Below are 19,780 nucleotides of genomic sequence, written 5' to 3'. Positions count from 1 at the left end.
CGGGGTCACGGGCGCGCCGCCGGCCGACAGGACCGGCACGCGGACGGTGACCCGCGGTCGGTGGGCGGGGCCCGTCAACAGGCGCGCACGCGTGGCCCGCTGACCCCTCGCCGGCCACCGGCGGTGCGGCCACCGCGCCCGGCACCCTCACCTGCACCGGCGCCTGATCCCCGGTCACCCGCCCCGGTAATCCGGCACTCCGTGGAAACCCGCCGGGGCGGGCACTCCGGCTCCGCTGCGGCCGGGAAGCTGCGCGCCGGAAAGCGGTGGGCCTTGGAAGCTGCGGGCCGCCGTCCGTACGTCACCGCGCCTCCCGCTGCCGCCACCGCCACTCCAGGAGCGCGTGGGCCCGGTGGTCGTGCTCGAAGCCGGGGCCGAGCGGCCCGACGCGTCCGATCGCCTCGGCGGTGCGCGGATCGTCCCGCCGGGCCAGCCCGTAGGCGGCCTCCAGGCGCACGAGCTGATCGCTCTCGCCGAGCAGCGCCGCCAGGGTGTCGGCGACGGCTGGCGTACGGTCCCGGGATGCGGCCAGACCCGCCGCGGCTGCCGTCCGCGAGGCGGCGTCCGGCTCCTCGGCCAGCATGAGCAGGGCCTCGGTGATCCCGGCGATCATGCCGTCGTCCCGCGCCCCGGCCGCACACGCCTCGCGCCGCACTTCGGCGTCCGGGTCACGCAGGAGAGTGAGCAGCGCGGCACAGGACGCCGGGCTGCGGGAGACACCTTCCTGGGTGAGGGCCCAGGGCACCTCACGGCGGACCCGGGGATCGGCATGGGCGGCGTAGCGCAGTCCGACGGCCTCCTGGCCGGGGTCCTCGTACTCGGTGAGGGCGTGCAGCACCTTCGCGAGCATCACACTGTCCCTCTCCTCCGCCGCCCAGCCGATCAGGAACACGCTGTCCCTCTTCTCGCTGCAGGTGTCGTTGCCGAGCGACACCCCTCGCGACCACAGGAGATCCGCCACGAAGCGGCGGTGCGCCGGAGCGGGGTGGTGACGGTGGACCACCACCGCCGACCATGTCCCGGCGTCGCGGCGCGCGGTGAGGACCCATCGGACCGCGGACCAGTGCACATCGTCCTCGTCAGGCCGGCCGACGGCCCGGCCGATCAGTTCGTCGACGGGGGTGAGGATGCCGAAGGCCCATTCCAGTGAGGTCAGAACGGCACCGTGCCCGGCCCGTACGACGAGTCCGCCGAGTGACACCTCATCGACGTGGTTGTACTCGTCGTCGTGCACCCGGACCGTCACGGCGGGACCCGCCGCGCCTGTCCTGCGCCGCAGTTCCCCGGCCGCACCGCTCTCGTACCAGCTCCGGGCCACAGTGAGCAGCTGTTCGCGGGCGGCCTCCGGGAGCCGTAGCCGGGGCTCCTTGCCCAGCACCGCGGAGACGACGGCGGGGGAGCCGCCGTCCACTGCTCGCCACAGGGGCGTGGTGCCGTCCGGCAGCGCCCGGTCGGGGTCCGCCCCACCCTCCACCAGCGCCTCGGCGACCGCCGCGTCGTACGCCGCCACCGCGCCGAAGAGCACCGGCAGGCCGTCCGCGCCGACCGTGTCCGGGTCCGCGCCGCTCCCCACCAGGCTCCTCACCGCGTCGGCGTCGCCCGCTCGTACCGCCGCCCTGAGCTGTTCGTCGAGTCCGCCCTCGCTCACGCGCCCCTCCCCCATTCCCGCTCCGTCATCGGCCCGCCGAGCAAAGCACGGATCGGGTGGGCCGGGCCGTGCCGGACGGGTTCCGTGGCCCTGGCGACACCTGGCGGCCCGGCGCAGGGGGTCTGGCAGGCTGACCACATGACGACCGCGTCCGCCGAGGAGTTCGAGCCCCACCGCCCGCGCATGTTCGGACTGGCCTATCGCATGCTCGGCTCCGCCGAGGAGGCCGAGGACGCCGTCCAGGACGCGTACCTGCGCTTCAGCGCCACCGACCGCGCAGCGGTCGAGGCGCCGGCGGCCTGGCTCGCCAAGGTCGTCACCAACCTCTGTCTCAACCGGCTGGCCTCCGCCCGTGCCCGGCGCGAGAGGTACGTCGGGGCCTGGCTGCCGGAGCCCGTGGTCACCTCGGACGGGGCACTCGGTCCGCTGGAGTCGGCAGAGCAACGGGACACGGTGTCCCTGGCCGTGCTGGTCCTGCTCGAGCGGCTGACGCCCACCGAGCGTGCCGTCTACGTACTGCGGGAGGCCTTCGCGTACGGGCACCGGGAGATCGCCGGCGTCCTCGACCTGAGCGAGGCCAACTGCCGGCAGCTCCACCGGAGGGCGCGACAGCGGATCGCCACGTCCGAGAACCGCTTTCCGGCCGGGCGGGAGCGGCAGGAGGAACTCGTGACCATGTTCGTCACGGCTGCGCGGGAGGGCGACCTCGCCGGTCTGGAGAAGCTCCTCGCGGCCGATGCGACCTGGTGGAGCGACGGCGGCGGCAAGGTCTCCACGGCCCGGCGGCCCGTGGCAGGCCGCGAGAAGGTCGCCCGCCTCCTCGTGGGCATGTCCGAACGGTTCCTCGACGGCGTGGGGTTCACGGTCACCGAGGCCAACGGCGCGCCCGCCCTGGTCGCCCGGCACGCGGACGGCACGCTGCTCGCAGTGGCCGCGTTCGACTGCCGCGACGGGGAGATCGTCGCCGTGCGGGTGGTGATGAACCCGGACAAACTGGCCTTCGTAGGGCGTCAGCTCGCGCGTCCGTAGGCGCCCGTGCGGCAGGGCCTGTCACATCGCGTGGGGCTACCCGGTCCTGAGGGGTGAGGGCGCTCCGTCCGGGAGCGCCACCATCGGAAGGGACTGAACAGCATGGCCACGATCCTGGTCACCGGCGGTACCGGAACGCTCGGCCGCCTCGTCACCGAGCGGCTGCGGGCACAGGGGCACGAGGTACGGGTACTCAGCAGGCACGCAGAGCCGTACGCCGTCGATCTGCGTGAGGGCGGCCCCGGACTGGACGCGGCCGTCGACGGCGTGGACACCGTCGTGCACTGCGCGACCGGGCCCCGTGGCGGCGACGAGCAGGCCGCCGCACATCTCGTCGCGGCGGCGCGCCGCGCGGGCGTGGGTCACCTGGTCTACATCTCCATCGTCGGCGTCGACCGGGTGCCGTTCGGCTACTACCGGTCCAAGTTCGCCGTGGAGCGGATGGTGGAGGAGTCGGGGCTCGGCTGGACGGTGCTGCGGGCCACGCAGTTCCACGACCTGGTCGCCACGGTCCTCCGGGCCCTGGCGAAACTGCCCGTGCTGATCCTCCCGGCAGGGGTGAGCGACCAGCCCGTGGAGGTCTCCGAGGTCGCCGACCGCCTGGCCGGACTGGCGGAGGGCCCGCCCGCCGGCCGGGTGGCGGACATGGGCGGCCCCGCCGTGCGGACCTTCCCGGAGCTGGCCCGCGCGTACCTCGCCGCCACCGGGCGCAGGCGCCCCGTGGTGCAGGTGCCCCTCTTCGGCCCGGCGTACCGGAGCTTCCGCTCTGGAGGCCACCTGGCCCCGCAACAGGCCGTCGGCAAGGGCACGTTCGAGGAGTACCTGGCCGCCCGGTCCGCCGCCGGTACGGGCGACGGGGGTGGCGGACGCAAGCGGTGACGCGGCGGCGACCCCGGGCCCTTTTACCCGCCCGAACGGCCACCGGGGGAACCTGTGCTGCGAGGACGCCCGGTGGATGCGGGCCGGTGGGCGCGGCTGCGCCGTGACACGACCGGCGGGCGAACCGTGGCCCGGGCAGCGTCACGTCTGCCTGACACTGCAACTCGGGGCCGACGGTGTCGCACCGTCGGCCCCGAGCCACGTACGAGCGCGACGACAGCGCCCGGCCTGCGTCTACAGCACCGGCAGCAGGTTCTTCAGCTCGAAGGCCGTGACCTCGCTGCGGTACTCCTCCCACTCCTGCTTCTTGTTGCGCAGGAAGAAGTCGAAGACGTGCTCGCCGAGCGTCTCCGCGACCAGTTCGCTCTTCTCCATCAGGGAGATCGCCTCGCCCAGGTTCTGCGGCAGCGGCTCGATGCCCATCGCGCGGCGTTCCGCGTCGGAGAGCGCCCAGACGTCGTCGTCGGCGCCGGCCGGGAGTTCGTAGCCCTCCTCGATGCCCTTGAGGCCCGCGGCGAGGAGCACCGCGTACGTCAGGTAGGGGTTGGCGCCGGAGTCGATGGAGCGGACCTCGACGCGGGCCGAGCCGGTCTTGCCGGGCTTGTACATCGGGACGCGGATCAGCGCGGAGCGGTTGTTGTGGCCCCAGCAGATGTACGAGGGGGCCTCACCCCCGGCGCCGGCCGAGCGGCTGGAGCCGCCCCAGATGCGCTTGTAGGAGTTGACCCACTGGTTCGTCACGGCGGAGATCTCCGCGGCGTGCTTGAGCAGGCCCGCGATGAAGGAGCGGCCCACCTTCGAGAGCTGGTACTCGGCACCCGACTCGTAGAACGCGTTGCGGTCGCCCTCGAAGAGGGAGAGGTGGGTGTGCATGCCCGAACCCGGGTACTCCGAGAACGGCTTCGGCATGAAGGTGGCCTGCACGCCCTGCTCCAGCGCGACCTGCTTCATGACGAGGCGGAAGGTCATGATGTTGTCGGCGGTCGAGAGCGCGTCCGCGTAGCGCAGGTCGATCTCCTGCTGGCCGGGGGCGCCCTCGTGGTGGCTGAACTCGACCGAGATGCCCATCGACTCGAGCATGGTGATCGCCTGGCGGCGGAAGTCCATGCCGACGTTCTGCGGGGTGTGGTCGAAGTAGCCCGAGCTGTCGGCCGGGGTGGGACGGCTGCCGTCGACCGGCTTGTTCTTCAGCAGGAAGAACTCGATCTCCGGGTGGGTGTAGAAGGTGAAGCCCAGGTCCGAGGTCTTGGCGAGGATGCGCTTGAGCACGAAGCGCGGGTCGGCGAAGGAGGGCGAGCCGTCCGGCATCAGGATGTCGCAGAACATCCGTGCCGTGCCCGGGGCCTCCGCGCGCCAGGGCAGGATCTGGAACGTGCCGGGGTCGGGCTTGGCGATCATGTCCGATTCGTACACCCGGGCGAAGCCCTCGATGGCGGAGCCGTCGAAGCCGATGCCCTCGTCGAATGCCTGCTCGAGCTCGGCAGGGGCCACGGCGACGGACTTGAGGTACCCGAGAACATCGGTGAACCACAGCCGTACGAAGCGGATGTCGCGCTCCTCAAGCGTCCTGAGGACGAATTCCTGCTGCTTGTCCATAGCCACATCCTTGCAGTTCAGACGGTCCGTGCACCACCGCCCGGGGTAGGGGAGACACTCCAGTATCACGACCCGGGATTTCACCCAGATTACGCACTCGGTGTGAGAGAGAGCACTCGGCCACCCACTACGATCGGCGCCCATGGTGTGCATGGGCCGCAAGGGCCTCCCGGCGACCGTGCGCCCGCCCGTCTTTCCGTCCCGCTCCCCGTCCCTCCTCACCCCTTGGCAGAAGGACCCGACGACATGAGCTTCGACCGCAGGACCCGAGTGGAACAGATGCGCACCGACGACCGCGCGCGCGACCGCCGCAACCGCGTCGTCACCATAGGCCTGAGCGCCGTCGTGGTCGCCGGCCTGCTGGGCTTCGGCTCGTACACGCTGCTGGAGAGGTCCGAGGCGAAGGAGAGGAGCGGCGACCGGGCCCAGGACGGCAAGCAGGCGGAGCCGGAGGACCAGCAGCCCGCGGCCGGGGCGATCCCGGGCGAGAGGACCTGGGACGCGAAGAAGCTGACACGCAACCACGTCACGACCGACGTGACGTATCCGATGGAGCCGCCGGTCGGCGGGGACCACAACCCGGCCTGGCTGAACTGCGACGGCGTCGTATACGAAAAGGCCGTCCCGGACGTCAACGCCGTCCACGCCCTGGAGCACGGCGCGGTCTGGGTGACGTACAACGGCAAGGCGTCCGACGCCGATGTCGCCCAGCTCGCGTCCCGGGTCAGGAGTACCCCGTACTCCCTCATGAGCCCGTACGAGGGCCAGGCCGGGGCGATCATGCTGAGCGCATGGGGCAAGCAGGTCACGGTGGACGGCGCGGACGACCGGCGGGTGGCGCAGTTCTTCGCGAAGTACGTCCAGGGCGCGCAGACCCCCGAGCCGGGTGCGCCGTGCACGGGCGGGGTCGACGGGTGAGTACGGCGCGCAACCGGCGTGCGCAGTGGGCCGCCGGCTCCGCCGTGGCGCTCGCGCTGTTGTTCGCGGGGGCCGCGACGGTCGCCTCGGCGCGGGACGGCGGGGCGGCCCCGGCCGGCCGCCCGCCCACGGCGGAGTCGGCGGACGCGGGGTTCGCCCGGGACATGGCCGTCCACCATCAGCAGGCCGTGGAGATGTCCTTCATCGTGCGTGACCGCACGCGGGACGAGGACGTACGGCGCCTCGCGTACGACATCGCCAACACGCAGGCCAACCAGCGGGGCATGCTCCTGGGTTGGCTGGAGCTGTGGGGGCTGCCGAAGACGGCCCCCGACGGGAAGGGTCCGATGGCCTGGATGCCGGACACCCCCAGCACCCACAGCGGCCACGACATGCACGGCGGACACGGCACGCAGAGCGCGGACCGCGACGGTGCCCTGATGCCCGGCATGGCGACCCGGACGGAGCTGAGACGGCTCGGTGAGGCCGACGGCGAGGGGGCCGAGGTCCTCTTCCTGCAGCTGATGACCGACCACCACAAAGGCGGCGTCGCGATGGCCGAGGGCTGCGCCGAGCGGTGCGCCGTGCCGGTGGAGAAACGGCTCGCCCGGACGATGGTGGACGCGCAGCGGTCCGAGCTGGACCTGATGTCGGACATGCTCGCCGCGCGGGGCGCCGCCCCCCGCCCCTGAACGCCGCACGCCCCACGTACGCCCGTACGAGTGACGCCGGGCGGGTCCGAAGGCCCGACGGGCCTCACGGGCACGACGGTGGCGTGCGCGGGATGACCCATGAGGGCAGCGGTGGCGTCAGCTTGCCGGGGTCGCGAGAATGGGTGTGTCTCGGGGCCGTACGGCATGCCCACCGGCAAGCAGGAGGAACCCATGACCACCGCCAAGGACATCATGCACACCGGGGCCCACTGGATCCCCGCGCACGAGACGCTCGACCGTGCCGCGCAGATGATGCGGGACCACCAGGTCGGCGCTCTGCCCGTCTCCGCCAACGGTGAGCAGGACAAGATGGTCGGCATCATCACCGACCGCGACATCGTGATCGACTGTGTGGCGGCGGGGCACGACCCGTCGAAGGTGACGGCGGGCGAACTCTGCGACGGGACCCCGCGGTGGATCGACGCGAGTGCCGAGGTCGACGCCGTGCTGGACGAGATGCAGAGCCACCGGATCCGCCGGCTCCCGGTCGTCGAGAACAAGAAGCTCATCGGCATGATCAGCGAGGCCGACCTGGCCCGGCACCTCTCCGACGAGCAGGTCGCCGGCTGGGCGGAGCGGGTCTACTCCCACGCGTGACCTCCCCGCTCCCCCGCGTGGCCTCCCCGCTCCACGTGTGAACTGCGCCCGCGCCGTCCACGTATGAGCTCCCCTTCCATGTGTGAGCTTCCCGCCGCTCCCACGCGCCCACCCCCGCAGCCCGGTACCGCTCGCACCCGCGAGGGATGCCGGGCCGTCGGGTGCCGGGACGCGCGCGGTGGCGGAGTACCGGGGCGCGGGCCGCCGGGTGTCGGAGCGGCCCGCTTATACCCGATACCGGTACGGTGCGCAATATGTCTGAAATGCCCACTCGTCGCGCCATGCTCGGCGCCGGTATCGCCCTGGCGGGAACCGCGGCGCTCGCCTCCCGGGCCCACGCCGCCCCTCTCCCCACACCGCCGACCGCGCGGCCCGCCGACCGGTACGTCGCCCCCGACGGTCCGGAGGTCATGGAGGCCGAGTCCCGGCGGGGCGCGGGCCCCCCGCGCAGGGTCTCGCTCACCGCCACCGCCTCCCGCATCGAACTGGACGAGGGGCTCACCGTCCCCACCTGGCTCTACGGCGACCGGCTGCCCGGCGAGGAGCTCCGCGTGACCGCGGGCGACACCCTCGCGGTCACCCTGGCCAACCACCTGCCGCAGGCGACCTCCCTGCACTGGCACGGTCTGACCGTGCCCAACGACATGGACGGCGTACCCGGGCTGACCCAGCGGGCCATCGAACCCGGCGCGGACTTCACGTACCGGTTCCCGGTGCGGTCGCCGGGGACGTACTGGTTCCACTCGCACTCGGGCCTCCAGCCGGACCGCGGGCTGTACGCACCGCTGATCGTCGAGGATCCGCGGGAGCCGCTCGCGTACGACCACGAATGGGTCGTCGTCCTGGACGACTGGCTCGACGGGGTGGACGGTTCGACTCCGGACGCGGTCTTCGCGGAGCTCACCAACGGGCGCCGCCCCATGACGATGGACATGGGTACCGGGAGCGCCCGTACCGGCATGCCCACGGAGGCGCGGAAGCCCACCCGTGGCGGCAGCGACGGGCCCTCGCGGCTGGCGAAGGGCGGAACCAGCGAGCTGCTGGGCGGCCACGCGGGCGATGTCACCTACCCCCACTACCTGATCAACGGGCGCACCCCTGCGTCCCCCGAGACCTTCTCCGCCCGGCCGGGCGACCGGATCCGCATCCGCGTCATCAACGCGGGCGGCGACACCGCCTTCCGCATCGCGCTGGGCGGTCACCGGATGACCGTCACCCACACCGACGGCTACCCGGTCCGGCCCTCCACGGTGGACGCGTTGCTGCTGGGCATGGGCGAGCGGTACGACGTGCTGGTCACCGCCGGGGACGGGGTGTTCCCGCTGACCGCGCTCGCCGAGGGCAAGAAGGCCTCGGCGATGGCGGTGCTGCGGACCGGTGCGGGTACGGCGCCGGATGCCTCCGTACGGCCGAAGGAGCTGGACGGCGAGCTGCCGGAGGCCGGGAAGCTGGTACCGGACGATTCGGTGGCGCTGAGCCCCCGCACGCCGGACCGGACGATCCGCTTCAAGCTCACCGGTTCCATGCGGAACTACGACTGGGCTTTCGACAAGAAGGCGTACGACCCCGCCGCGCGTCATCCGGTCAGGGCGGGGGAACGTGTGCGGCTGGTGTTCACCAACCCGACGAACATGTGGCACCCGATGCACCTGCACGGGCACACCTTCGCCATGGCGGGAACCGGTGCGGGCGCCCGGAAGGACACTGCGATCATCCTGCCGAAGCGCTCGCTGACAGTGGACTTCGACGCGGACAATCCGGGCCTGTGGATGCTGCACTGCCACAACGTCTACCACGCGGAAGCGGGCATGATGACGGTCCTCGGGTACGAGCGCTGACCGGTTTCCGACGGGAAGGGCCCGCTTTCGGGCGGGCCCCAGGACATCGCGTCAGAAAGACGATTAGACTCGGCGGCGTGCCTCAACTACGTCTCGCACTGAATCAGATCGACGCGACCGTCGGTGATCTCGCCGGCAACAGCGAGTCGATCGTCCACTGGACCCGGCACGCCGCCGAGCAGGGCGCCCATCTGGTGGCGTTCCCCGAGATGGTGCTGACCGGCTACCCCGTCGAGGACCTGGCCCTGAGGTCGTCCTTCGTCGAGGCCTCGCGCCAGGCGCTGCGCGCCCTCGCCACCCGCCTCGCCGACGAGGGCTTCGGCGAACTGCCGGTCGTCGTCGGCTACCTCGACCGGTCCGAGCACGCCGCCGCGCGCTACGGACAGCCCGCCGGATCCCCGCGCAACGCCGCCGCGGTGCTCCACCGCGGGCGGATCGCGCTGAACTTCGCCAAGCACCACCTGCCCAACTACGGCGTGTTCGACGAGTTCCGGTACTTCGTGCCCGGTGACTCGATGCCCGTCGTGCGCGTGCACGGCGTCGACGTGGCGCTCGCGATCTGCGAGGACCTGTGGCAGGACGGTGGCCGCGTCCCCGCCGCGCGCGCCGCCGGGGCCGGGCTGCTGCTGTCGATCAACGCGTCCCCGTACGAACGGGACAAGGACGACACCCGCCTCGAACTGGTGCGCAAGCGGGCGCAGGAGGCCGGCTGCATGACGGCCTATCTCGCGATGATCGGCGGCCAGGACGAGCTCGTCTTCGACGGTGACTCGATCGTCGTCGACAAGGACGGCGAAGTCGTCGCCCGCGCCCCGCAGTTCGCCGAAGGCAGCGTGATTCTGGACCTGGATCTGCCGGCCGCCGCGGCCGACGCCCCGTCCGGGGTCGTGAACGACGGGCTGCGCATCGACCACGTGGTCCTGACCGGCGAGCCCCTTCCGGCGTACGTGCCGGAGCTCGCCGGCGGGTACGCGGAGCGGCTCGACGACGACGAGGAGCTGTACTCCGCGCTCGTCGTCGGCCTGCGGGCGTACGCCGCGAAGAACGGTTTCAGCAGCGTCCTGATCGGGCTCTCCGGCGGCATCGACTCGGCGCTCGTCGCCGCCATCGCCTGCGACGCGCTGGGCGCGCAGAACGTCTACGGCGTCTCCATGCCGTCGAAGTACTCCTCGGACCACTCCAAGGGCGACGCGGCCGAACTGGCCCGGCGGACCGGTCTCCACTTCCGCACCGTGCCGATCGAGCCGATGTTCGACGCGTACATGGGGGCCCTGGGGCTGAGCGGGCTGGCGGAGGAGAACCTGCAGTCACGGCTGCGCGGCACGATGCTGATGGCGATCTCCAACCAGGAGGGCCAGATCGTCCTCGCTCCGGGCAACAAGTCCGAACTGGCGGTGGGGTACTCCACGCTGTACGGGGACTCGGTCGGCGCGTACGGGCCGATCAAGGACGTGTACAAGACGTCGGTCTTCCGCCTCGCGAAGTGGCGCAACCGGGCCGCGGAGGAGCGTGGGCAGACCCCGCCGATCCCGCAGGCCTCCATCACCAAGCCGCCGAGCGCCGAACTGCGTCCGGACCAGGTGGACACGGACTCCCTGCCGGACTACGACGTGCTGGACCGGATCCTGGAGATGTACGTCGACCGGGACCAGGGCCGGGAAGCGATCGTGGCGGCCGGTTTCGACGAGGCGCTGGTGACGAAGACCCTGCGGATGGTGGACACGGCGGAGTACAAGCGCCGGCAGTACCCGCCGGGTACCAAGATCTCCCCGAAGGGCTTCGGCAAGGACCGGCGGCTGCCGATCACGAACAGGTGGCGTGAGTCGGGCTGACCCCGTAGGGCCGCCGGGCCCCTGCCGTACGGCCGGGGCCCGGCCTGCACGGCCGCGGGGCCCGTACGGCGGTCGTCCTCGACCCCGTACGCCCACAGGGCCCGTGCGGCGGTCGTGCTCGACCGCCGTACGGGCCCTGTGTCATGTCCGCCGTGGTCCCCGCGCGCGGGTCCCGCACGTCAGTGCACGCCGGCCTTCCGCTCGTCACGGACGGCCGTCCCGGCCGCCACGATGCGGGAGGCTCCCGGCGCCCGGTCCAGGACGCCCGCCGTGACCGCCACCGCGAGGCCGGCGACCGCCAGGACCGCACCGACCAGGGCCGGTGACGTCCAGCCCCAGCCTGCCGCGATCGCCATGCCGCCGAGCCAGGCGCCACCGGCGTTGGCGAGGTTGAAGGCGGAGTGGTTGGAGGCCGAGGCGAGCGTGGGTGCGTCCTTGGCCTTGTTCATCACCAGCATCTGCAGCGGAGTGGTCGTCATGAACCCGATCCCGCCCAGCAGTACGACCATCACCAGCGCCGCCCACCGCACGTGGACGGTGAAGGGGAAGACGGCCAGTACGACGGCGAGGGCGGCGAGCGACCCGTACAGCGTGGGCCGCAGCGCGCGGTCCGTCAGCGGTCCGGCCGCCAGGGCGCCGAGTGTCATCCCGATGCCGAAGAGCGCCAGGACGAGGGTCACCGACGACTCCCCGAAGCCCATCGCCTCGGTCGTCATGGACGAGAGGTACGAGTAGACGGCGAAGACGCCCGCGAAGCCGAGGACGGCGGTGAGCAGGCCGAGCAGCACCTGCCGGTTGCCGAGCGCGCTCAGCTCGCGGCGTACGTTCTGGTGCGCCTCGACGGGGATCTGCGGTACGAGACGGGCCAGCGCGGCCATGGCGCCCAGCCCGATCACCGCGACCACCATGAAGGTGGCGCGCCAGCCGAGGTGCTGCCCCAGCAGGGTGGCCGCCGGTACACCGACGATGTTGGCGACGGTCAGGCCCAGGAACATCGTCGCGACGGCCCGCGCCTGGCGCCCGTCCGGCACGAGGCGGGCGGCGACGACCGCGCCGACGCCGAAGAAGGCCCCGTGCGGCAGCCCCGCCAGGAAACGGCCCGCGAGCAGCCAGCCGAAGTCGGGGGCGAACGCCGAGGCGAGGTTGCCGACGGTGAAGACCGCCATCAGCAGCAGGAGCATCCGCTTGCGCGGGATCCTGGAACCGAGGCCGGTGAGCAGCGGGGCACCGAGGACGACGCCGATCGCGTACGCCGAGACGAGATAACCGGCGGTGGGTACGGACGTTCCCAGATCGTCCGCGACGTTGGGCAGCAGGCCCATCATCACGAACTCGGTGGTGCCGATGCCGAAGGCGCTCACAGCGAGGGCGAGCAGGGCCAGGGGCATGGGGATGAACCTCTTTCGGGGTGGGTGCCGCCCGGCCCGCGGTGGGCGGGCGGCAGGAGGACGGGGGCGGGAGCGTCGGCTTCGTTGCCGGTCCGGACGTGGGGTCCCGGATTAAGTATCTGTACGGAACAAAGTGTCGCAGACGTTTTATGCCCGGAGGTGAACGGCCCGTTGCGGCGGCGCGGCGGAACAGGGGCGTCGCCGCTGCCCGGTGGCGGTGGTGTTGCTGGTCAGGACCGGCTCGGTGACCGGACGGGGCCGGCGCGGGAAGCCGGTGCCCCTGCCGCCCTGTGCAGAAGATCACGGGCGGGCCCGCGCCGGAGCCGTTCAGGAGGCCCGGCCGTACGCGTCACCCGGTCGTCGATGTCTCGCCGCGGGCCAGGACCCACCGGGCGAGGACGACGGCTGCGCCGGGCCGGAGCAGCACGAGCAGGACCGCGCCCCCGCCTCGCCGGTCATGCGCTTCGCGTCGTACCCCGTCCTGGCGGAGGGTGCGTGCTTCCGGAGAAAACCAAACCCCTCAGGGGAGGGGGAGAGCCTGGTCGCCGTCGGGGAGTTCGACGCTGGCGGCGATCGGGAGGTGATCGCTGTCCGTGGCGGGGAGGGTCCAGGAGGAGACGGGTTCAACGCCCTTCACCATGATCTGGTCGATCCGTGCCATCGGGAACGACGCCGGCCAGCTGAAGCCGAAGCCGTCGCCCGCCGCGCCCTGGGTGGAGCGCATCTGGGCGGTGACGGCTTTCAGCGAGCGGTCGTTCATCGTGCCGTTGAGGTCGCCCAGCAGGATCACCCGGCCGAGCCGTTCGCCGGCGATCGCCTCGCCCAGCGCGTCCGCGCTCTTGTCCCGCTGGTTGGCGGTGAAACCTGCGTTCAGCTTGACCCGTACGGAGGGCAGGTGCGCCACGTACACCGCGACGGGGCCCTCGGGCGTGGTGACCGTGACGCGCATCGCGCGTGTCCAGCCCAGCTTGATGTCGACGGGGCGGGCGTCGGTCAGCGGATAGGTGCTCCACAGGCCGACGGTGCCCTGCACCGAGTGGTGCGGGTATCGGCCGGCGAGTGCCTCCTCGTACGCCGCGACCTTGCCGGTGGGCAGTTCCTGCAGGGCGACGACGTCCGCGCCGGAGCCCGCGACCTGCTGCGCCGTTCCCGCGGGGTCCGGGTTGCCCGCGTTGACGTTGTGCGTCGCTACGGTGAGGTCGCCACCGGTGCCCGCCTTGTCCGCGAACAGCAGCCCGCCGAAGAGGTTGAACCAGACGACGACCGGCAGGAGCAGGGCGATCAGCGCGGTAGCCGAGCGCCGGAGCAGACCGAGGGCCAGCAGCACCGGCACGAGGAGGCCGAACCAGGGCAGGAACGTCTCGACGAGGCTGCCCGTGTTGCCGATGGTGTTCGGGATCTCCGCGTGGAAGACCATCACGAGCGTCAGCAGGACCGAACAGAGCGCGAGGAGGATGCCGCGCCGCCACAGGCCGACGTCCGTCGCGAGTCTGCGACGCAGGACCCTGAGGCGGGATCCGGGCCGCCGCGGGCCCGTACCGGCGTTCTCGGTGTCCGCCCTGTACGCCTGCACCATTGCGCTGTCCTCACTGCCTTGCCGTACACATCGCCGCGCCCCCCGACCCTAGGCGATGGACGACGCTCTTCCTGCCGTCGACGACGGCCGTACTGCGATCAGGACGTCGCAGGAGGCGTCGCGGGTTCCGGACGGGCCGGTGGCGTGGACGCTTGTGACACAACGCTCACACGGGGGTTGCCGTCGGCCACCCGGCTGTGACCTGGGGCTTCGGGGCGAGACCCTCGAGCAGGATCTGGATGATTCGGTGGGCGAGGTCCTCGGGCAGGGGCGCGTCGGGACGGTGGACGGTGCGCACGAGCATCGGGCCGAGGAAGAGGTCGTCCATCAGCTCCACGTCGAGGTCGCCGCGCAACTCCCCCGCGTCCACCGCCCGCTGCACGGCTGCCAGCATCGCGACACGGCGAGGCGCGACCACGGTGCGGTGGTACTCCGCCCACAGCCTGGGGTGGCTCTTCATCTGCGCGAACACGTTGTGCAGGAGGACCGACGAGCGCTGGGCGAGCCCGCGGGTACGCATCGACTCCAGCAGTTCGCGCAGGTCCGCGAGGCCCGCGGTGCCGGAGACGGTGGGGTCGGCGGGCTCGATCTCCCGCAGGACGTCGACGAAGAGCTCCTCCTTGCCGCTCCAGCGGCGGTAGATGGTGGACTTGCCGACGCCCGCGGTCCGGGCGATGCGCTCGATGGACAGGCCGGCCAGGGGCTCGCCGGCCTCCAGGAGTTCCACGACGGCGTCGAGGATCGCCCGCTCGGCGGCGGCGCTGCGGGGACGCCCGCGGCGGGGCTCGGGGCCGCCGTCCCCGGCCGGGGTGTGCGCGTCGTCCTGTGCCGCCTGCACGTGGTCACCTCTCGCCGTACCTGTCCGCCCCGGGCGTTCACCCCTGATTCTCGCCGACCGCGGGGGTCCGGAGCGAGCGGCCGGGAGCGAGCGGCCGGGCGGAGCGCCCGGCCGCTCGCTCCGGCCTCAGTCCCCCGACGGGCCGGAACCGGCCCGGGCGGGCACGCGCTCCGGCTGCCGCGGGCCTTGCGCAGCGCCCGTCCTGCCCGGCAGGAACACGCCCACCACCACCGCGCCGACCAGGGCGACCGCGGCCGATCCCAGGGCCGTGACGTGCATCGCCCCGATGAACGCGTCGTTCGCCGCGGCGACCAGCGGCTTGCCGGCGGGGCCGAGCTTCGCCGCCACGCCGAGCGTCGCCTCGATCGACTCGCCGGCGACGTCTCTCGCCCCGGCCGGGACGCTGCCGAGGTGGCCCTCGATCTCACCCCGGTAGACCGTCGAGAGCACCGAGCCGAGTACGGCGATTCCGAGCGCACCGCCGACCTGGCGGAAGGTGTTGTTGATGGCCGAGCCTGAGCCGGCCCGTTCGCGGGGCAGCGCCTGCATCACGGCGACGGTGACCGGCGGCATGATGTGCGCCATGCCCGTCCCCTGGACGAAGAAGACCAGGCACAGCACCCAGACGGGCGTATCGGCGTCGAAGAGGGCGAAGGCCGCGAGGCCGCCCGCGACCAGCAGCATGCCGACGGTGCACACCGCGCGGGCGCCGAACCGGTCCACGACCAGCCGGGCGCGCGGCGAGAAGACCATCTGCGCCACGGCGAGCGGCAGGATCAGCAGCCCGGACTGCAGGGCGGTGTAGCCGCGCACGCTCTGCAGGTAGAAGGCCGAGAAGAACGTGACGCCCATCAGCGCGAAGAACACCAGCGCGATGGCGGCCACGGCGGCGGAGAAGGCCGGCTTGCTGAAGTACGAGATGTCGATGGAGGGGTGGCTGCTGCGCTTCTCGTGCCATACGAAGCCCGCCAGCACCAGCAGACCGCCGATCAGCGGAGCGAGGACGGTGAGGTCGGTGAAGGAGGCCAGTTCACCGCCGCGGATGATGCCGTACACGAGCAGGACCAGGCCGACGACGGACAGGACGACGCCCAGCGGGTCGACGCGGCCCGGGTTCGGGTCCCGGGAGTCGGGGACCAGGAGGACCATGGCGATCAGCGCCACGACCACCACGGGGACGTTGACCAGGAAGATCGAGCCCCACCAGAAGTGCTCCAGGAGCACTCCGCCGGTGATCGGGCCGATCGCGATGCCGAGACCGACGCTGCCGGCCCAGATGCCGATGGCCTTGGGCTGTTCGTCGCGTTCGAAGACGTTCATCAGGACGGCGAGGGTGGCGGGCATCACGAACGCCGCACCGAGGCCCATCAGCGCACGCCAGGTGATGAGTTCGCCCGGCGATGTCGAGAGCGCGGCGAGGGCCGAGCCGATGCCGAAGACGAGGATGCCGGCCAGGAGGACCTTCTTGCGGCCGATGCGGTCGCCCAGCAGTCCGGCGGTGAACAGGAGGCCCGCGAAGACGAGTGTGTAGGAGTTGATCGACCACTCGAGCTCGCTCTGAGTGGCGCCGATGCCGGTCGGCGCCGGACTGGCGATCGTCTTGACCGCGACGTTCAGGATCGAGTTGTCCAGGACGACGATGAGCAGGCTGAACATGAGGACGGCGAGGATCGCCCAGCGGCGGCGGTGGACCGCCTCCGGGACGCGGGGCGCGGCGGCAGGGGCGGCGGACGGTATGGACATGCGAACACCCTAATGTTATTTCGATACGACACCGTCTCGTATTGAAAGGTCTTCATCGGGCCGTCGGGCATCGTTCACGGGAGACACCGCCCGGTGGGGCCCACTTCCCGGGAACGGCCCCGGGATGCCACCATGGAAGGGATCCGGGGACGCCGTCAGGGTGCCTCGAGATGACGAAGGAGCCGTTGGCCATGTCGCTGCAGGCTGCGCAGAACCAGTCCGCCACACCCCCCGCAGGTCCCTCCCCCGCCGCCGGCAAGGCGCTGTACGGGGGCAAGAGCACCCGCCGCATCACCGTCCACGACATCGCCGCCGCCACCGAGCGCGGCGAGAAGTGGCCCATGCTCACCGCCTACGACGCGATGACCGCGTCCGTCTTCGACGAGGCCGGCATCCCGGTCATGCTCGTCGGCGACTCCATGGGCAACTGCCACCTCGGTTACGAGACCACCGTGCCCGTCACGATGGACGAGATGGTCATGCTCTCCGCCGCCGTCGTGCGGGGTACCAAGCGCGCCCTCGTCGTCGCCGACCTGCCCTTCGGGTCCTACCAGGAGGGCCCGGTCCAGGCCCTGCGCAACGCGACCCGCCTGATCAAGGACTCCGGCGTCGGGGCCGTCAAGCTGGAGGGCGGCGAGCGCTCGCACGAGCAGATCCGGCTGCTCGTCGAGGCCGGGATCCCGGTCATGGGCCACATCGGCCTGACCCCGCAGTCCGTCAACGCCATGGGCTACCGCGTGCAGGGCCGGGGTGAGGAGGCCGCCCAGCAGCTGCTGCGCGACGCGAAGTCGGTGCAGGACGCGGGCGCGTTCGCCGTCGTCCTCGAACTCGTACCGGCCGAGCTGGCCGCCGAGGTCACCCGCACCCTGCACATCCCGACCGTCGGCATCGGCGCCGGGCCCGACACGGACGCCCAGGTACTCGTCTGGACCGACATGGCGGGGCTGACCGGCGGCAAGGTGCCGCGCTTCACCAAGCAGTACGCCGCCATGCGCCAGATGCTGGGTGACGCGGCGAAGGAGTTCGCCGACGAGGTCGTCGGCGGCACGTTCCCGCAGCCGGAGCACACCTTCCACTGACGTCCCACCGACCACTGCGGCACCACCGACAGCCCGCCGACTTCCCCCATCGGCGGGCTGTCGGCCGTGCGGGGGCGGTGTCAGCGATCTGTCGGTGCGCTGTCGGTGGCGACTGGTCACATGGTGGACATGACGCGAATCGACAAGAACCGCAGAAACGGCTCGAACGGCGCGAACGCCGTCGAGGTGCGGGGGCTGGTCAAGCACTACGGCGAGACCAGAGCACTGGACGGCGTGGACCTCGACGTGCGCGAAGGCACCGTCCTCGGCGTGCTCGGCCCCAACGGCGCCGGCAAGACCACCCTCGTACGCTGCCTCTCCACCCTGATCGTGCCGGACGCCGGACACGCCGTGGTCGCCGGCTACGACGTGGTGAAGCAGCCCCGGCAGCTGCGCCGCACCATCGGCCTGACCGGTCAGTACGCCTCGGTCGACGAGAAGCTGTCCGGCTGGGAGAACCTCTACATGATCGGGCGGCTGCTCGACCTGCCGCGCAAGAAGGCCCGGTCGCGCGCCGACGAGCTGCTGGAGCGCTTCTCGCTCACCGACGCGGCGAGGAAGGCCGCGATGGACTACTCCGGCGGCATGCGGCGCCGGCTGGACCTGGCCGCTTCCATGATCGGCAGCCCGGCCGTCCTCTACCTCGACGAGCCGACGACGGGGCTCGACCCCCGTACCCGCAACGAGGTCTGGGACGAGGTGCAGCGGATGGTCGCGGAGGGGGCGACCGTGCTGCTCACCACCCAGTACATGGAAGAGGCCGAACAGCTCGCCAGTGAGCTCACGGTCATCGACCACGGCAAGATCATCGCCAGGGGCGGTGTCGACGAGCTCAAGGCCAAGGTCGGCGGCCGCACCCTGCAGATCCGGCCCTCCGACCCGGCCGAACTGGCCGCGATGGCGCAGGCGTTGCGGGAGGCCGGTCTCGACGGTGTCGCGGGCGCCCAGGCGGTTCCGGACGAGGGACTGCTGTACGTACCGATCCTCAGCGACGAGCAGCTGACCGCCGTGATCGGCCTGCTCGGCACCCGGGGCTTCTCGCTCGCCCACGTCGCCACCGCCCTGCCCAGCCTGGACGAGGTGTTCCTCGCCATCACGGGCGACAAGGCAACCGTCACCGACACGATTCCCCAGGAGGTCGCGGCATGAGCACGACGACTCTGACGCCCACCCCCACCGGCGCGGCCACGTCCGCACCGGCCGCGAAGCTCCGCGACGAGGGCCGGATCGGGCTGCGGAACAACCTGCGCCACATCGGGGCGCTGGTGCGGCGCAACCTGCTCCAGATCAAGAAGGATCCGGAGTCGATGTTCGACGCGCTCCTGATGCCGGTCATCTTCACTCTGCTGTTCGTGTACGTCTTCGGCGGCTCGGTCGGCGGCAGCATGGGTGGCGGGCGGCAGGAGTACCTCAACTACCTGATCCCCGGTCTGATGGCGATGATGGGCATGAACATCGCCATGGCGGTCGGTTCCGGTGTCAACGACGACTTCCGCAAGGGGGTCATGGACCGGTTCCGCACGATGCCGATCGCCCGCTCCTCGGTGCTCATCGCGAAGATCGTGGTCGAGCTCGGCCGGATGATGGTCGCCACGCTGATCCTGCTGGGCATGGGCTTCGCGCTCGGCATGGAGCTGCAGGAGCCGGTGCTCGGGCTGATCGGGGCGATCGCCCTGTCGGCCGCGTTCGGCGCCGCCATCATGTGGATCTTCATCTTGCTCGGGCTGACCATGAAGACGGCACAGGCCGTGCAGGGGATGGGGATGCTGGTGCTGATGCCGCTCCAGTTCGGTTCGTCCATCTTCGCGCCGACCGGGACCATGCCCGGCTGGCTGCAGACGTTCACCGACTACAACCCGCTGTCCAACCTGGCCGACGCGGCCCGCGCCCTCATGATGGGCGGCCCGCTCGCCCACTCGGTCTGGGTGACGCTCGGCTGGACCGTGGTCATCACCGCGGTGACGGCCCCGCTCGCGGTGTCCAAGTTCCGCAAGAAGTCCTGACGGAGAGGGTGCCACGGACCGTGCCGGGAGCCCGGCCACGGCCTCCGGCACCCTCCCGGGTGCTGTCTCCCGGATCATGTGCGGAGCCGGATCATGAGGGCGG

Annotated in this window: 16 protein-coding genes; 10 read left to right on the top strand and 6 right to left on the bottom strand. The window is 71.7% G+C overall.

Going from position 1 to position 19,780, the window contains the following annotated elements:
• Positions 1-301: 301 nt before the first annotated feature.
• Positions 302-1,648, bottom strand: coding sequence for a HEAT repeat domain-containing protein (locus tag QFZ58_RS26160; protein WP_307127341.1), 1,347 nt, complete (start codon positions 1,646-1,648; stop codon positions 302-304).
• 138 nt (positions 1,649-1,786) lie between these two features.
• Between QFZ58_RS26160 and QFZ58_RS26155 the strand changes: the two genes are divergently transcribed.
• Positions 1,787-2,677: an RNA polymerase sigma-70 factor gene (locus QFZ58_RS26155; protein ID WP_307127340.1), complete on the top strand. Its 891-nt coding sequence runs from the start codon at positions 1,787-1,789 to the stop codon at positions 2,675-2,677.
• 102 nt (positions 2,678-2,779) lie between these two features.
• Positions 2,780-3,556, top strand: coding sequence for an SDR family oxidoreductase (locus QFZ58_RS26150; protein WP_307127339.1), 777 nt, complete (start codon positions 2,780-2,782; stop codon positions 3,554-3,556).
• Between the two features lie 234 nt (positions 3,557-3,790).
• Here QFZ58_RS26150 and glnA read toward each other — a convergent pair whose 3' ends face one another.
• Complete coding sequence (glnA, locus tag QFZ58_RS26145; RefSeq protein ID WP_307127338.1) at positions 3,791-5,152, bottom strand: type I glutamate--ammonia ligase; 1,362 nt, start codon at positions 5,150-5,152, stop codon at positions 3,791-3,793.
• A gap of 246 nt (positions 5,153-5,398) precedes the next feature.
• On the opposite strand from glnA, the gene QFZ58_RS26140 reads away from it, so the two are divergent.
• The 5 genes from QFZ58_RS26140 (at position 5,399) to QFZ58_RS26120 (ending at position 11,050) form a co-directional block, all read left to right on the top strand.
• Entirely contained in the window at positions 5,399-6,070 is a 672-nt protein-coding gene (locus tag QFZ58_RS26140) for a DUF3105 domain-containing protein (RefSeq protein ID WP_307127337.1), read from the top strand.
• Positions 6,067-6,762 carry a DUF305 domain-containing protein gene (locus QFZ58_RS26135; RefSeq protein ID WP_307127336.1) on the top strand — a complete coding sequence of 232 codons (696 nt, stop codon included), beginning with the start codon at positions 6,067-6,069 and terminating at the stop codon, positions 6,760-6,762. Before QFZ58_RS26140 ends, QFZ58_RS26135 begins: the two co-directional genes overlap by 4 nt.
• Before the next feature lie 192 nt (positions 6,763-6,954).
• Positions 6,955-7,380 (top strand): CBS domain-containing protein, encoded by a 426-nt coding sequence (locus QFZ58_RS26130; protein WP_307127335.1) that lies wholly within the window; start codon positions 6,955-6,957, stop codon positions 7,378-7,380.
• Between the two features lie 254 nt (positions 7,381-7,634).
• Positions 7,635-9,218, top strand: a complete 1,584-nt coding sequence (locus QFZ58_RS26125; RefSeq protein WP_307127334.1) for a multicopper oxidase family protein — start codon at positions 7,635-7,637, stop codon at positions 9,216-9,218.
• A gap of 77 nt (positions 9,219-9,295) precedes the next feature.
• A complete protein-coding gene (locus tag QFZ58_RS26120; protein WP_307127333.1) occupies positions 9,296-11,050 on the top strand; it encodes an NAD+ synthase in 1,755 nt (584 codons plus the stop codon).
• 179 nt (positions 11,051-11,229) lie between these two features.
• Here the strand turns inward: QFZ58_RS26120 and QFZ58_RS26115 are convergent, their stop codons facing one another.
• From QFZ58_RS26115 to QFZ58_RS26100, 4 genes are all read right to left on the bottom strand, one after another.
• Positions 11,230-12,438, bottom strand: a complete 1,209-nt coding sequence (locus tag QFZ58_RS26115; RefSeq protein WP_307127332.1) for an MFS transporter — start codon at positions 12,436-12,438, stop codon at positions 11,230-11,232.
• 520 nt (positions 12,439-12,958) lie between these two features.
• The gene (locus QFZ58_RS26110) at positions 12,959-14,014 is read right to left on the bottom strand and encodes an endonuclease/exonuclease/phosphatase family protein (RefSeq protein ID WP_307127331.1); all 1,056 of its coding nucleotides are present in this window, start codon (positions 14,012-14,014) and stop codon (positions 12,959-12,961) included.
• Positions 14,015-14,180: 166 nt separating this feature from the next.
• Positions 14,181-14,852, bottom strand: coding sequence for a TetR/AcrR family transcriptional regulator (locus QFZ58_RS26105; protein ID WP_307127330.1), 672 nt, complete (start codon positions 14,850-14,852; stop codon positions 14,181-14,183).
• A gap of 126 nt (positions 14,853-14,978) precedes the next feature.
• Positions 14,979-16,595, bottom strand: coding sequence for an MFS transporter (locus tag QFZ58_RS26100; RefSeq protein WP_307127329.1), 1,617 nt, complete (start codon positions 16,593-16,595; stop codon positions 14,979-14,981).
• Positions 16,596-16,786: 191 nt separating this feature from the next.
• Here QFZ58_RS26100 and panB point away from each other — a divergent pair, with 191 nt between their 5' ends.
• The 3 genes from panB (at position 16,787) to QFZ58_RS26085 (ending at position 19,677) form a co-directional block, all read left to right on the top strand.
• Entirely contained in the window at positions 16,787-17,674 is an 888-nt protein-coding gene (panB, locus tag QFZ58_RS26095; RefSeq protein ID WP_307127328.1) for a 3-methyl-2-oxobutanoate hydroxymethyltransferase, read from the top strand.
• Between the two features lie 120 nt (positions 17,675-17,794).
• A complete protein-coding gene (locus tag QFZ58_RS26090) occupies positions 17,795-18,823 on the top strand; it encodes an ATP-binding cassette domain-containing protein (protein ID WP_307127327.1) in 1,029 nt (342 codons plus the stop codon).
• Positions 18,820-19,677, top strand: a complete 858-nt coding sequence (locus QFZ58_RS26085) for an ABC transporter permease (RefSeq protein WP_307127326.1) — start codon at positions 18,820-18,822, stop codon at positions 19,675-19,677. The genes QFZ58_RS26090 and QFZ58_RS26085 overlap by 4 nt, the downstream gene beginning before the upstream one ends.
• Positions 19,678-19,780: the final 103 nt, after the last annotated feature.

The organism is Streptomyces sp. B1I3 (assembly GCF_030816615.1).
GTDB lineage: Bacteria > Actinomycetota > Actinomycetes > Streptomycetales > Streptomycetaceae > Streptomyces.
Note: the sequence above shows the minus strand (reverse complement) of the source record. Positions and strands in the feature narration are given on the sequence as shown.

What these genes read in the sequence shown, in the direction of transcription:
- QFZ58_RS26110 (WP_307127331.1), bottom strand. Translation starts at nt 14,014, where the DNA reads ATGGTGCAGGCGTACAGGGCGGACACCGAGAACGCCGGTACGGGCCCG.
- QFZ58_RS26155 (WP_307127340.1), top strand. Translation starts at nt 1,787, where the DNA reads ATGACGACCGCGTCCGCCGAGGAGTTCGAGCCCCACCGCCCGCGCATG.
- QFZ58_RS26130 (WP_307127335.1), top strand. Translation starts at nt 6,955, where the DNA reads ATGACCACCGCCAAGGACATCATGCACACCGGGGCCCACTGGATCCCC.
- QFZ58_RS26100 (WP_307127329.1), bottom strand. Translation starts at nt 16,595, where the DNA reads ATGTCCATACCGTCCGCCGCCCCTGCCGCCGCGCCCCGCGTCCCGGAG.
- QFZ58_RS26115 (WP_307127332.1), bottom strand. Translation starts at nt 12,438, where the DNA reads ATGCCCCTGGCCCTGCTCGCCCTCGCTGTGAGCGCCTTCGGCATCGGC.
- QFZ58_RS26085 (WP_307127326.1), top strand. Translation starts at nt 18,820, where the DNA reads ATGAGCACGACGACTCTGACGCCCACCCCCACCGGCGCGGCCACGTCC.
- QFZ58_RS26090 (WP_307127327.1), top strand. Translation starts at nt 17,795, where the DNA reads ATGGTGGACATGACGCGAATCGACAAGAACCGCAGAAACGGCTCGAAC.
- QFZ58_RS26140 (WP_307127337.1), top strand. Translation starts at nt 5,399, where the DNA reads ATGAGCTTCGACCGCAGGACCCGAGTGGAACAGATGCGCACCGACGAC.
- panB (WP_307127328.1), top strand. Translation starts at nt 16,787, where the DNA reads ATGTCGCTGCAGGCTGCGCAGAACCAGTCCGCCACACCCCCCGCAGGT.
- QFZ58_RS26150 (WP_307127339.1), top strand. Translation starts at nt 2,780, where the DNA reads ATGGCCACGATCCTGGTCACCGGCGGTACCGGAACGCTCGGCCGCCTC.
- glnA (WP_307127338.1), bottom strand. Translation starts at nt 5,152, where the DNA reads ATGGACAAGCAGCAGGAATTCGTCCTCAGGACGCTTGAGGAGCGCGAC.
- QFZ58_RS26125 (WP_307127334.1), top strand. Translation starts at nt 7,635, where the DNA reads ATGTCTGAAATGCCCACTCGTCGCGCCATGCTCGGCGCCGGTATCGCC.